Here is a 13,283-nt window from a genome sequence, read left to right as displayed (position 1 = left end):
CCGCCGGGCACCAGCCTGGTTGGCGGATATCAACGATAAGGGTTTGAAATGACCGAGCGCCCCCTCGACCTGGATGCCGTGCAGGCCTTCGTGCGCATTGCCGAACTGGGCAGCTTCACGCGCGCGGCCGAGGCGCTGGACACCACGCAGGCGGCCATCAGCCTGAAGCTGAAGCGCCTGGAAGAACGGCTGGGCTGGCGGCTGATCGAGCGCACGCCGCGCTACGTGGAACTCTCCGTGCGCGGCGCGGCCTTCCTGGAACATGCACGCGAGCTGCTGGCGGTGCACGACCGCGCGCTGGTGGCCTTTGCCGGTGCGCGCCAGCGGCTGGCGCTGGGCATCAGCGACCACGTGGCCGGCCCCGAGCTGCCGGCGCTGATTGCGCGGATGAACGCGCTCGACCCGCAGCTGCTGATCGAGATCCGCATCGGCTCGTCGGCCGACCTGCTGCAGGCCTTCGACCGCCGGGAGTTCGACGCGGTGATCTCGCGCCTGGACGCTGGCCGCGCCGATGGGGAGTTTTTGGCCGAGGAAGGCTTCGGCTGGTTCGCCGCGCCGGGCTGGCAGCCGCCGGCCGATGCGCCGCTGCCGCTGGCCACACTGGCCGAGCCCTGCGGCGTGCGCGCCATCGCGATCCAGCGGCTGGAAGGCGCCGGCATCTCGTGGACCGAGGTGTTCGTGGGCGGCGGCATGGCCGCGGTGGCGGCTGCCGTGCGGGCCGGGCTGGGCGTGGCGGCGGTGGCGCCGCGCATGGTGTCGGCCGCGGGTGGCGGCCCGCAGGGGGTCGAAGACGTGGGGCCGCGCCTGGGCCTGCCGCCGCTGCCGCGCCTGCCGGTGCTGCTGCACTCGCGCGTGCGCGACGCCCGGGCGCGCGCGGCGCTGGCCGCGCTGGCATCGGCCTACCGCAGCGCGGTGGGGGAGTCTCTGGCGATCAGTAGCGCGGCGCCTTGCCCGTGAACGACGGGTCGTACTTGCGCATCTGCTTCAGGTCGTCCCGCTGGCGCAGTCCGCAGGCCAGGTACTGCGCATGCAGCTCGGCCAGGCGCGCGCGGTCGAGCGTGACGCCCAGGCCCGGCGTGCGTGGCACGCGCACGCTGCCGTTCTCGAACACGACGCGGCCACCTTCGATGACTTCCTCTTCCTGCCAAGGGTAGTGCGTGTCGCAGGCATAGGTGAGGTTGGGGATGCTGGCCGCCACATGCGTCATCGCGATCAGGCTGATGCCCAGGTGCGAGTTCGAATGCATCGACAGGCCCAGCTCCCACAGCGCGCACATGCGCGCCAGGGTCTGCGTGACGCGCAGGCCGCCCCAGTAGTGGTGGTCGGACAACAGCACTTTCACGGCCCCGCTGGCCGCCCCGCGCCGGAACTCGTCCAGCGTGGTGATGACCATGTTGGTGGCCAGCGGCAGCCTGGTGCGCTGGGCCAGCGCGGCCATGCCGTCCAGCCCGGGCGTCGGGTCTTCGTAGTATTCGAGCAGCTCGTCCAGTTCCTCGGCCGCCGCGATGCTGGTGGCCAATGACCAGTTGGCATTCGGGTCCAGCCGCAGCGGCAGGCCGGGGAAGGCGCGGCGCAGCGCGCGCATGCAGGCGATCTCGTGCGCCGGCGGGAACACGCCGCCCTTCAGCTTGATGCTGCCGAAGCCGTAGAGCCCGATCATGCGCCGCGCCTGCGCGACGATCTGCTCGGGCGCCACCCCTTCGCCCCAGGCATCGGGCGGGTAGGGCCGCTCGATGTGCTCGGCGTACTTGAAGAACAGGTAGGCGCTGTAGGGCACCGCGTCGCGCACCGCGCCGCCCAGCAGGTCGACCACTGGCGCGCCGACGATCTGGCCTTGCAGGTCGAGCATCGCCACCTCGAAAGTGCTGGTGACCTTGGCCGCGTTCTTGGCGGTGTGCGAGCCGGGCGCCAGCTCGAATTCCACCGCGCCGGCGGCGGGCTTCACAGCGGCGTGCACGCGCTGCTCCATCGCGTTCAGGTCGAACGGCGAGAGACCGACCACCAACCCGCGCGCCTGTTCCAGCGCGGCCAGCATCGGCGCGTCGCCATAGGTTTCCGAGATGCCGACGCGCTGGTCATTCGTCTCCAGCTCGACGATGGCGCGCAGCGCCCAGGGCTCGTGGATGCCGGCGGCATTGAGCAGCGGCCCGTCGCGGAAGGCGATGGGCGTGATGCGCACGGCGGTGATGTGGATATCGCGGGTCATGAGCGTCCCTGTGCCGATCGTCAGATTCAGTCAGCGGACGCGTCGGACTTCTTCACCAGCGCGGCCCAGCGCGGAATCTCGCGCGCCATCAGCGCTGCCAGCTCCTGCGGCGTGCCGCCCACCAGCTCCATGCCCAGGCCGCCCAGCTTGCTTTGCACGTCGGGCAGCTTCAGCGCCTTGGCAATCTCGTCGTGCAGGCGGTCGACGATGGGCTTGGGCGTGCCGTGCGGCGCATACACCGCCTGCCACGAAGCCATCTCGAAACCCGGGATGCCCGCTTCCACCATCGTCGGCGTGTTCGGCGCCAGCGGAATGCGCTTGGGCGTGGTGACGGCCAGCAGCTTCAGCTTGCCGGCCTGCAGCAGCGGCATGGCCGCGGTCATCTGGTCGAACATGAAGGTGACCAGGCCGGCGGCCACGTCGGTCATCGCTGGTGGCGTGCCCTTGTACGGCACGTGCGAGAGCGGCACGCCGATCAGGTCGGCGAACAGCTCGCCGGCCAGGTGCGTGGAAGTGCCCGAGCCGGATGAGGCGAAATTGCGCTTCTTCTCGTCCTTCTTCAGCAGCGCCACCAGCTCGGCCACGGTGTTGACCTTCAGCGCCGGGTCCACCAGCAGCACATTGGGCAGCGTGGCCACCAGCGCCACCGGCTCGAAGTCTTTCACCGGGTCGTAAGAGAGCTTCTTGTACAGGCTGGCATTGATGGCATGCGTGCTGATGGTGCCGCCGAACAGCGTGTAGCCGTCCGGCGCCGCCTTGGCCACATAGCTGGCGCCGATGCCGCCGCCCTGGCCGGGCTTGTTCTCGATCATCACCGTCTGCTTCAGCGCCCCTTGCAGCTTCTCGGCCAGCGTGCGGCCGATGACGTCGGTGCTGCCGCCGGGGGTGAAGGGCACCACGTAGGTGATGGGCTTGGCCTGCGGCCAGGGGGCCGCCTGGGCCTGGCCCACCAGGGGCAGGGCCAGGCTGCCCAGGCCGGCGAGGGCGGTGCGGCGCTTCATCATCACGGGGTGTCTCCAGGCTTCGAATGCGACAAGTAAAGCACTAATGTATTAGTGCGTCAATGAAACCCGACTGCCTAGAATGGCCGTGGTCACCACCCGCCGCGGGGACACCCAGGCCCCGCCGCCAAAGCCATGGCCCCTTCGCTTCCGCAACGCCGCGACCGGTCGCGCCAGGCGGCGCCCCAGGTGTTCGAGCACCTGCGCGAGCAGATCCTGAACCTCGAGCTGGTGCCCGGCACCGTGCTGTCGCGCGCCGAGCTGGCCGCCCACTACGGCCTGAGCCAGACGCCGATACGCGATGCGCTGATCAAGCTGGGCGAAGAAGGCCTGGTCGACATCTTTCCGCAGCACGCCACCGTGGTGAGCCGCATCGACATTTCATCGGCCACGCAGGCGCACTTCCTGCGCCGCGCGATCGAAAGCGAGATCGCCGCCACGTTGGCCGCGAAGCCCGATGCCGCACTGGTCAAGCGCCTGCGCGCGCAGATCGACGTGCAGGCCGCGCTGATCGGCAATGCGCGCGAATTCATCGAAGCCGACCGAGCGTTCCATCGGCTGATGTACGAGGCCGCCGGCGTGCCCGAGCTCTACGAACTGGTGCGCAAGCGCAGCGGGCATGTGGACCGGCTGCGGATGCTGCACCTGCCGACGGCGGGCAAGGAGCGCGCGATCCTGAAGGACCACCGGGGAATCGTTGATGCGATTGCGAAGGGGGAGGCGGCGGCGGCGCAGGCGGCAGTGCGAGGGCACCTGTCGGGGACGCTGGGGAAGGTGGAGGAGATTCGGGGGAGGTTTGGGGGGTACTTTGCGGGGGGGTGAGGCTTGCTCGGAACCGCAATGCGGCATTGGTTGGTTCTCTGCGGATGCCTGTTGAACTACACAACTGACTGCAAATAGCAAGCGAACAAGTTCGCACGGAAACCAAGAGGACCGAACGCAGACTCCCACTGGTAAGCATGTCGCCTAAATCTACGTTAGGCGTCACGATAGCGAACTCACCTCCATGCACAAGACACTTCGACTCGCGCTGAACCGCTATACCCCGACTCCGCTCAGTTTGCGCAAGGACCCCAAGGTAGACGCACCTGCCTCAGAGGTCAATGTCGATCTCGCCAGTCTGTATCACCACTACTTCCTGGACTCATTCGACATCTCACCTCCCAATCCGGACCCTGCTCAGTTTGAGCATGCGCAGTTCCTGCTACCTACAAAAGACTTTAGATTTCAAGGAAGCGGATTGGGTACTGCCCCCGCGATTCGCAGGCACAGGTCCAACGAACTCGGGCAAGCCTTCTGCCGCTGGTTCCTTTACGAGAATCTCAACATTACATACTTCGCCCACATCGAGCACCTCATCGCCAGACAGCTGCATCGGCCATTTTCAGGCGCCAGCCTGGACCGCATCGCCAATGGAGACACCCCAGACTACCTTTGCGCAACTGCGAACAACTCAGTTTGTCTGGCAGAGGCAAAGGGGCGCTATGCCGCAGTCAGCTTCAAGAGCAAGGAGTTTGCGAAATGGCGGGAACAGTTCAGCCGAGTCGAGTTCAAGGACTCTTCAGGACTCGCAAGAAGCCTCAAGGGACACATCGTCGCCACGCGCTTCGCTACTGAACGTGACACCGATCGGATTCGATCAACTGTCTTCGCCGAAGATCCAGCCAGTCCGGGCGAGCGGGATGTTGATCCTGAGATGGCCCGCGGTCTCGCGAGGATTGCACGAGATACGCACTTCGCCGGCATCGCGCGCAAGCTACGGCAGCCGGTACTTGCGTCCGCGCTCCTCAATGGTGTGCCAATGCCGGACGAGCTCCGGGTGTCTGCAATTGCATGGCGGGTGCTCACGGGACCACTCCAAGGCGAGCGCTTCGTCGGAGGCTACTATTCCGCGGAGGGAACCGGGATATCCGCTCGTCAGGTAGAAGGACGCATTCTGTACGAGCGATCGGACCCACTTAGGCTCGATCAGCCTGCGTACACGTTCTTTGGCCTTCATGAGCGCACTATGAGGGACGTGGTCGCGTCAGCCAGATCGAATCTGGCGCAACCAGCATCAATTGAGCCGTTCCGAGCAACCGAGTTCTTCTACAGTGGCTTCAGCGTCCAACGTGACGGCACCGCCATTGCGCCCCTAGAGTTCCTCGTACCTGACGAGCAGATCGTTCTCTAGTGCATGAACGGTCGGGTTGATGGGTGACGCCTAACTGGTCGTTCAACCGGAGCGCTGACGGCTGGCCACCTTGCCCGCGAGGCGCTCACTGTCTATTCTGCGCCTCGCGGGCAAGGTGGCCAGCCGTCAGCGCCCGGTTAACTCTGCGTTAGCCGTCATGGGCAACTGCCCAGTCGCTCCCGGGTCGATGAGATTATTGGCGGAGGTCGCCGAGGCCAACTCCAGAACGCCGTACTACGAGGCAGAATCACCGGTCATCAGAGCTGGAACGCCCTCGAATGAAATATCACGAGAGCAACAAGGACAAGAAGCTGCGAACTTGGTTTGGCGCCGATTTATCGAAAGCGCTGCTCCGTCGCATTCAACTTGAGAAGGGTGTCTTTCGCGGCCTGAACGCTCTAGACCTAGCGTTCACGTTTCCAATTAGCGCAGTTTGCGGAAAGAACGGAGCCGGCAAGTCGACCATCACGGCGCTAGCGTGCTGCGCGTTCCACAACGCACCAAGCGGATACAAGCTGCCGAAGCGCCGGAACTCCTACTACACTTTTTCTGACTTCTTTGTTCAACATCCGACCGAATCTCCGCCTTCCGATGTTTCGATAGTCTACGAAATCGCTCATGATCAGTGGAAGCCAACACCGAAGCATCCAGACGGCAAAGGCCTAGGCCTACAGCGACGTAAGAAGTCAAAGGGCGGAAAGTGGAATGACTATGACGCGCGCGTTCCGCGAACAGTGGTCTTTCTTGGAATTGAGCGAGTCGTTCCCCACACCGAAAGAAGTCAATCTCGTTCCTACTCAAGAGCGTTTAAGGACGTCCCACTGCGCGGATGGGAGAGCCAAGTCATGGACGCGGTCGGCTATGTCTTGGCCAAGAAGTACGATGACTTTCGATATGTAGTCCACTCAAAATACAGCTTGCCAATTGTCAAGTGCGGCAAGGTCATCTATTCCGGCTTCAATATGGGCGCAGGCGAAAACGCTCTGTTCGACATATTCTCGATAATCTACTCTGCAGGCCCCGGGGCTCTCATTGTGGTTGACGAGATTGAGCTTGGTCTGCATGTGGAAGCACAGAGACGACTCGTTGACAAGCTCAAGGACGTCTGTGAATCACAGAAGATACAGGTTATCTGCACAACGCATTCGAGCGACATCCTGGATGCTCTCCCCACGGACGCTCGGATCTACATCGAATCCGTTTCCGGAACGACCCGGATCACACGAGGGATTTCCTCTGATTTCGCTTTCTCGAAACTGAGCGCCGTCAATGGACAAGAGGCAGACATTCTTGTCGAGGATGACGTCGCCCGCGCACTCGTGCTTGCTGCACTGCCCGCTTCTATGCGAACAAGGGTCACAGTCAAGGATATTGGCTCAGCAAACGCCCTATCGCGCCAGTTAGCGGCGGTCTACTTGAGAGGCGAAACCCGCCCCGTCATCGCGGTCTTCGATGGCGACCAGTTGCCCAAAGAGTCTAGCAATCTAGCTCATGCGAGGAGCATGGCCGAGAAGGCGAAGCCCGACTTTGACGCCTGGTTTTCAAATCGAGCGGCCTATCTACCGGGTGATTATTGGCCGGAGTTCTGGCTCCTGAAACGAGCGGCCGAAATCCCAGCCACCCTTGCAAAACTCTTGGGCACGGAGAAGGAGGATCTACTCTCGGCTGTTGAATACGGCCTTCAGGCCGGAAAGCACAGGGAACTCTATGAGTTCGCAAAGCAGCTCGGCTTAGAGCGGGAGCATTGCCTTCACCTGCTTTCTACTGCGGTAGTGCAGGAGTTCGATGATGAGTTCACCGCGGTTGTGCTGCGCATTCAGCAGCGACTCGAGGGTGACGGCTAACCCTTCTACAGGGACTCCCCACTCGGTCAATGCCGCGAATTGGTTTTCAAGTCGCTTCCACCCCGCAGTTGCAGCGCGCGTGTCAACACCGACGAGGAACAGACTGCACATCTACAGGCGGGCTTGTTTCGGCCTTGGCCGAGGCCCCAGATACGAACCGCTCGGCAGTGCCCCATTCGCTCGCCGGACATAGCGCCCTTGAGGGTTATCGGGTTTGGCTGCCGCCGGTCTGACCTGTCGTGTGATCTGCGCTTCGCGTCTGCAGGTTGGAACGAACTCTTCAGATGACCGGTCGCTGGCTCAATGCACAGTGCGGTGCCGGCGGCTCGGGTACATGATTCGGGTCGAACCCACGGCCGCGGGTCATCACTGCCCACAGAATGCGCGCGTTCTTGTTGGCCAGGGCCACCACCGCCTTCTGCCAACCCACCCGGTCCTTCAATTGCACCAGCCACTGGCTGATGCGGTCGTCGCGCTTGTGCGCCGTCATCACGGCCGACTTCGCACCCTGGATCAGCAGCGTTCGCAGATAGTCGTCGCCGCGTTTGGTGATGCGCCCAAGCTTGGCTTTGCCACCGGTGGAGTTCTGACTGGGCACGGTACCCAGCCAGGCGCCGAACTGCTTGGCACTGCGGAACTGCTTGAAGTCGGCCACGCTGGCCACCATCGCCGATGCGCCAATGGGGCCGATGCCCAGCAGTTCGGCTGCCTGGCCGGCTCGCGTGTCGCTGCGCACATGAGCCTCGATGCGTTCTTCGCACCACTTCATCTGAAGTTCGAGGTCGATCCAGTGCAGGTGCGCGCGCTGCAGCACCAGACGGGCGATGCCGCTCAACTCGTTGCTGGCGTCCTCCAGCACCTCGGCCAGCACCCGACGCAGCGCCTCGGGGCTTTGCGCAAACACCAGTCCGAACTCGGCCAGCACGCCGCGGATGCGGTTGATCAGCGCCGTGCGCTCGGCCTTGTAGCCCTCGCGCAGGCGGTGCACGCTCAGCTGGCCCTGCTGCTCGGGCGTCTTCACCGGCACGAACCGCATTTGCGGCCGGCCCGCCGCTTCGCAGATCGCAGCGGCATCGTTGGCATCGTTCTTCCCGCCCTTGCCGGCCATGCGGTACGGGGTGACGAACTGGCCAGCGATCAGCCGTGCATCCAGGCCCATCAAACGAAGTCGACGCGCCACGTGGTGCGCGCCGCCACAGGCTTCCATCGCCACCAGGCAAGCGGCCGGCAGTTTCGCGCATCAGGCAAAGAAGCCATCCGGCGACAGCGCTTTGGCCAACACCACACGCCCCGACCGATCAACGGCATGCACCTGGAAAAACCGCTTCGACAGGTCTACCCCTACCCGCGCAACGGCACTGCGTGTAATCTCCACCATGACTTCCCCTTTCCGATCAGATTGAACTTCCACGAGTCAATCTTGGTACCTCGATACCGTTACTGGACTGGGGAAGTCCCTTCGTATTCGCTCAAGCGGAGCGCCAACGGCAGGCCACGCTGGCCATCAAGCGCTGGGGCTTCGCCCCTATTTTTCGCTTGCTGTCCAGCGCGTCCTGCGGTCGTCCACCGCTTAGCTCAAACGTTAGGTTCTCGAAACACATGTCAATCAACTATCAGTTGCTCCGTGACAAGCTTCAGTGGTTGAGGGGCGAGGATGGCATCGCTCCGAAGCCCGACGTTATGCCCGTGCTCGGCGACCTCCTCCTGCCCCTGCTAGCAGCTGAAGGACTGAACATCTTGGTCCACAAGCGCCCGAGTGATAGTCCGATCGACTATGCGGCTAGCCGCTTCGACGACCCAGACAAGAGGCTCTCCGTTGCCATTGAGTACAAGCACTATGGTCAAGGCCGCAAGGAAGAAGCCAGCGCAGTCCAACGACTACTCGGCGTGCTTGCATCAAGCCCCTTCGATCGTGCTTTGTTGATTAGTCGCTTCGGCTTCACCGACTCTGCCCATGAGGTCGCAAAGAATGCAGGAATCGCAGTTGAGTTACTTGATCTCGAACATATTTCCGCATGGATAGACAGGGTTGAAGCGAGTCCAGCAGAGGATGCTGCTCATGTCGAGATATTGATCAAGTCCCTCAGTCATGAATTCGCACTGATGGTGACGCGCAATCCTCAGATCCTCGCTTCGCTCGAATGGCGTGACTTCGAACGCATGATGGCGCGCGTGATGGAAGGGCTCGGTTTTGACACGACACTGACTCCACCAAGTAAAGACGGTGGCAAGGATCTGATACTTACTTGCACAGTGAACCGAAAGACGGAATCCTATATAGTGGAATTGAAGCATTGGCGAGCAGGGAAACCCGTCATTCAAGGCGTTATCTCAAGCTTTCTCAAAGTCATAGTTCGAGAAAAGCGAGCAGGCGGCCTGCTACTGTCTACCTCTGGATACGCGGCAAATATTAGTGAATCTCTGACGGAAATATCCACACAGAAGCTTCGACTTGGTGGGCAGCAGAAGGTGGTACTTTTAGCGCAAACCTACCGGCGGGCTTACTCGGGCCTCTGGGCACCGCCAACGGATCTGCCTGAAGTTCTCTTCGAAGAAACCTCTCCTATTCCGGCGCCGAACATGAGTGACCGGGCGGATGGGTGACAGATTCTCTGGGCCGATGGGTAACACTTTTCGGTCTTGAAGTTGGTATTCCGAATCGCTCTTCTTTGCTGTCTTGGAGGCTCCTGCCAGGCCGCCAACTGCCGCCCGTTGGCAAGGTCGTGCCCGTTGCCGATCGAGGCCAGCAGCGCGCTGGCCGTGGTCGCGCCGATCCCCTGCAGCCTCATCAGCCGCTGGCTGCGCTCGTCGGCCGCGGCCATCAGCGCCACATGCCGGTCGTACTCGGACAGCCGCTCGTCCAGCCGATGGATCTCGCTCAACGCGTCCGCCACTGCCGTGCTCGCCCACTGCGGTAGCGCCTGCAGGTGCTCGCCCGCCTGGCGCCGCACCGTGTTCGCCTTCTGCGCCATCACGATGCCGAACTCGCTGAGCAGTCCCCTCAGCCGGTTGATCATCGCCGTGCGCTGCTCCACGAACCCGCGGCGTATGCGGTGCACGCACAGCCGCGACTGCGCCTGCTCCGTCTTCACCGGCACGAACCTCATGCTCGGGCGCTGCATCGCCTTGCAGATCGCCGCAGCATCGGCCGCATCGTTCTTGCCACGCTTGCCGCTCATGCGGTAGGGCGCCACGAACTTCGGCGCCATCAGCCGCACCTTGTGCCCGAACCGAACGAACTGCCTGCACGCCTCCATCCCGATCGTGCTCGCCGGCAGCTTGGCCACCTGCTCCATCAGCTCCGCGCGCCGCACCGCAGAGCGCACCAGCGCAGGCTTGCCGTGCTCGTCCACTCCGTGCACCGCACCTGGCTCTTGGCGAGATCAATGCCGACGCACAGAATAGCCATGGCTTCCCCTTCCGAGTGAGTTGATGCGCGTATTACAGCCCCATCGTGGCACTTCGTTGCTGTTTGCCGCAGCGCCTCTGGCTCCTCGCGGCTAGCTCGGGACGGGGAAGTCCCGTTCATTCGCTAGGCTTTCGGCTCGACTGGCTCTGACACAATTCCTCTGTGACAACGGGAGACAAAGTGACCAAGCGACTTGGGATCGTCAGCGTACCTGCCAACTTTGAGACTCTTCGAGACGCAGTAGGGCCAGAACGATTGAGCCACGTCCTGATTGAGTGCCCAGACGACCTGAAGGCAATGAAACAGGCAGTGGCTGAAGTGTCGTCAGCTCGGCAAGGGAAGCTCATCTTTCTCTTGGGCCGGCCGGGTCAGGGCAAAACTTCTCTCATCGAGTCTTTGGCGGTCTTCTTGGCCGATGTAGTGGGTACGGTGCTCTCGCCACCCCCGGACTTTGAGCTCCCGCTCACTGACCTACCGAGTTGGATCAACAGAGAGCTTCCAGCCGCAAAGGAGCGTGCGAAGGGAAAGCTGATAGTGGTCAATCTGGACGGGCGAGAGATTCCGACAGTTGACGAAGTGGCAACTCAAGCCGCCATGGGCAACCTCAATGCACTGCTTCGTAGAAATTCGTCTTTGCTTGCTGTATGGCCAGTGAACGATGAGAAGTTTGCGACGACTGCAATAGACCGCTTAGCGCTAGCAGGCGGGAAGTCGGCACTGGGGGCGACGCCAATTCATCGTCTGAAGGGGTTGAGGAAATCGGAGTGGGAAAAGGCTCTCAATCTTGTCTTGGCCGCCACCAATGTATCTCTTGCGGATGCGGCAGTTTCAACGGAGGAAGCGGCCGATCTTGTCGAACCGGAAGATACGCTTGGAGACTACCTCAGGGCCGTCCAACGGCTAGTAGTTTCACGATATGACCTTGGAGAGATTGGCGCCAAACTTCCCTTTCTGAGCGTTGTCATAACAGCGAACGACGACATTTACGATGCGTGTCGGCTACTCAGGCGTGGAAACAAATTCCTCGTGGATCCCGACAAGCTACTGCAGTTCAGCCGGGCCAACGTCGCAGAGGATTGGCGGAGGCGCGGCAAGGAGAACCCACGGAAGGGGCTTCCATTCATTGCGGCTTTGTTTGAGGTCCGACTCCTCAACCTCTCAAGTAGTGCTGTAGTGAACGCTTGTGCTTTCGGTCCCGACCCACAGTTGCGATCTATTGTTGTGAAGCACTACAACGCGAAGGTGCCTGCAAACGCGAAGAACGCGATGCGCAACAGCGCGCTCGCTCGGGCCTTCCGGGACGCTGACGATGTGGGCTTGGCGAAGTCCAACCCCAGCGAACCCATCAAGAAAGCCTATCGCGCCGTTCAAGCGCTCACAAACGCAAAGCATCGGCAAATCAATGAATCGATAGTGACGGTGTTGGCTGCGCTCGAAGTGCCAATGCCGAACTTGATCTTCGAATTTCGCCCCTTCGGTGACGATAGGAGCCGAGAGTTGCGCTGCGACGCTTGGTTTGATGGGCAAGATCGCCCGGAGGCGCTTGAATTCACCCACCGTGCTGATGGCGATGCGACAACGGCGGTCATTGCGTCGTACGTCCTAAGCAAGGTGCAGGACTACGCTCGCGACTATGGTCTCATTTAGTACATAGCGCGGCTAAAGTTAGGTCAGGAAGGCTCTGCACTTTCGGTAGGATGGACCGGCTTCGGTGCACGGGCACGCGGTAAATTTCACCCGGCTCCCGCGCGTGCACACTGGAGCCTGATGTTCTTGACATGAGTCGCGAGCCTGTCCGTGCCGGAGGCGCATGGCGCGCTATTTGAGCTATTGGCCCAACTTAGATCCTCGGAGCACCCCATGAAACGCGTCACCGGCATCGGCGGCATCTTCTTCAAGTCCCAGGACCCCAAGGCGCTGAGCGCCTGGTACCAGACCCACCTCGGCATCGACGTGCAGCCCTGGGGCGGGGCGGCGTTCCGGTGGCAGTCGGAGGACAACCCGAACGGGGTGGGCACCACGGCGTGGAGCCCGTTCGGGGCGGACACCAGCTACTTCGCGCCGAGCACGGCGCCCTTCATGATCAACTACCGCGTGGCCGACCTGCATGCGTTGCTGGCCGCGCTGCGGGCCGAGGGCGTGCAGGTGGAGGACAAGGTCGACGAGTCGGAGTACGGCAAGTTCGGCTGGATCGTGGACCCCGAGGGCAACAAGGTCGAGCTGTGGGAACCGCCGGCCGGGAAGTGATCCGTCGCCTGGCGGCCTGCAGCTGCGGCCAGCTAGCGGCTGAAGTCAGCGGCGATCCGCTCGGCGTTTCGATCTGCCATTGCCTGGCTTGCCAGCGCCGCACCGGCAGCGTGTTCGGGCAGCAGGCGCGCTTCGCGCGGGAGAACGTGGCGATCTCGGGCCGGTCCACCGTGTACGTGCGCACCGGCGACGAAGGCACGCGGGCGCACTTCCACTTCTGCCCGCAGTGCGGCGCCACGGTGTACTACGAGCCGGAGGCGATGGACGGCTTTGTCGTCATTCCGGTGGGCGCGTTTGCCGACGCGCAGTTTCCGGCGCCCACCGTCTCGGTGTACGAGGAACGCATGCACCGCTGGGTGGTGCCGCCGGCGGAGGCCAAGCACATTCCGTGAGGGCTGCAGCA

General features: G+C 62.7%; 10 protein-coding genes and 2 pseudogenes. 8 read left to right on the top strand and 4 right to left on the bottom strand.

The annotated features are described in order from the left end of the window. Nucleotides 1-48: 48 nt before the first annotated feature. Nucleotides 49-957 (top strand): LysR family transcriptional regulator, encoded by a 909-nt coding sequence (locus tag ACILR4_RS13410; RefSeq protein WP_395701363.1) that lies wholly within the window; start codon nucleotides 49-51, stop codon nucleotides 955-957. On the opposite strand, the gene ACILR4_RS13405 is transcribed toward ACILR4_RS13410, so the two are convergent. Then, a complete protein-coding gene (locus ACILR4_RS13405; protein WP_395701362.1) occupies nucleotides 932-2,206 on the bottom strand; it encodes a glucarate dehydratase family protein in 1,275 nt (424 codons plus the stop codon). The genes ACILR4_RS13410 and ACILR4_RS13405 overlap by 26 nt on opposite strands. A gap of 26 nt (nucleotides 2,207-2,232) precedes the next feature. Next, nucleotides 2,233-3,207, bottom strand: coding sequence for a Bug family tripartite tricarboxylate transporter substrate binding protein (locus ACILR4_RS13400; protein WP_395701361.1), 975 nt, complete (start codon nucleotides 3,205-3,207; stop codon nucleotides 2,233-2,235). Between the two features lie 135 nt (nucleotides 3,208-3,342). On the opposite strand from ACILR4_RS13400, the gene ACILR4_RS13395 reads away from it, so the two are divergent. The 3 genes from ACILR4_RS13395 to ACILR4_RS13385 all read left to right on the top strand — a co-directional run bounded on the left by ACILR4_RS13395 (nucleotide 3,343) and on the right by ACILR4_RS13385 (nucleotide 7,224). Beyond that, on the top strand, nucleotides 3,343-4,029 hold the full coding sequence (locus tag ACILR4_RS13395; protein ID WP_395701360.1) for a GntR family transcriptional regulator: 687 nt from the start codon (nucleotides 3,343-3,345) through the stop codon (nucleotides 4,027-4,029). Between the two features lie 184 nt (nucleotides 4,030-4,213). Then, nucleotides 4,214-5,380, top strand: a complete 1,167-nt coding sequence (locus ACILR4_RS13390; protein ID WP_395701359.1) for a hypothetical protein — start codon at nucleotides 4,214-4,216, stop codon at nucleotides 5,378-5,380. Nucleotides 5,381-5,658: 278 nt separating this feature from the next. After that, nucleotides 5,659-7,224, top strand: coding sequence for an ATP-dependent nuclease (locus ACILR4_RS13385; RefSeq protein ID WP_395701358.1), 1,566 nt, complete (start codon nucleotides 5,659-5,661; stop codon nucleotides 7,222-7,224). 280 nt (nucleotides 7,225-7,504) lie between these two features. Here the strand turns inward: ACILR4_RS13385 and ACILR4_RS13380 are convergent. Beyond that, a pseudogene (locus tag ACILR4_RS13380) lies at nucleotides 7,505-8,602 on the bottom strand (IS110 family transposase). A 221-nt stretch (nucleotides 8,603-8,823) separates the two neighbouring features. Here ACILR4_RS13380 and ACILR4_RS13375 point away from each other — a divergent pair. Further along, nucleotides 8,824-9,828, top strand: coding sequence for a restriction endonuclease (locus tag ACILR4_RS13375; RefSeq protein WP_395701357.1), 1,005 nt, complete (start codon nucleotides 8,824-8,826; stop codon nucleotides 9,826-9,828). Nucleotides 9,829-9,914: 86 nt separating this feature from the next. Here ACILR4_RS13375 and ACILR4_RS13370 read toward each other — a convergent pair. Then, nucleotides 9,915-10,633: pseudogene (locus tag ACILR4_RS13370) on the bottom strand (IS110 family transposase); the annotation flags it as partial. 255 nt (nucleotides 10,634-10,888) lie between these two features. Here ACILR4_RS13370 and ACILR4_RS13365 point away from each other — a divergent pair. The 3 genes from ACILR4_RS13365 (at nucleotide 10,889) to ACILR4_RS13355 (ending at nucleotide 13,272) form a co-directional block, all read left to right on the top strand. Next, nucleotides 10,889-12,280: a hypothetical protein gene (locus ACILR4_RS13365; protein WP_395701356.1), complete on the top strand. Its 1,392-nt coding sequence runs from the start codon at nucleotides 10,889-10,891 to the stop codon at nucleotides 12,278-12,280. A 213-nt stretch (nucleotides 12,281-12,493) separates the two neighbouring features. Continuing rightward, nucleotides 12,494-12,880 carry a VOC family protein gene (locus tag ACILR4_RS13360; RefSeq protein ID WP_395701355.1) on the top strand — a complete coding sequence of 129 codons (387 nt, stop codon included), beginning with the start codon at nucleotides 12,494-12,496 and terminating at the stop codon, nucleotides 12,878-12,880. After that, on the top strand, nucleotides 12,877-13,272 hold the full coding sequence (locus ACILR4_RS13355) for a GFA family protein (RefSeq protein WP_395701354.1): 396 nt from the start codon (nucleotides 12,877-12,879) through the stop codon (nucleotides 13,270-13,272). The genes ACILR4_RS13360 and ACILR4_RS13355 overlap by 4 nt, the downstream gene beginning before the upstream one ends. Nucleotides 13,273-13,283: the final 11 nt, after the last annotated feature.

The sequence above is a fragment of the Aquabacterium sp. genome (genome assembly GCF_044226965.1).
Classification (GTDB): domain Bacteria; phylum Pseudomonadota; class Gammaproteobacteria; order Burkholderiales; family Burkholderiaceae_C; genus Pseudaquabacterium.
The sequence above is the reverse complement of the archived record's forward strand: the minus strand, read 5'-3'. Positions and strand labels throughout refer to the sequence as shown.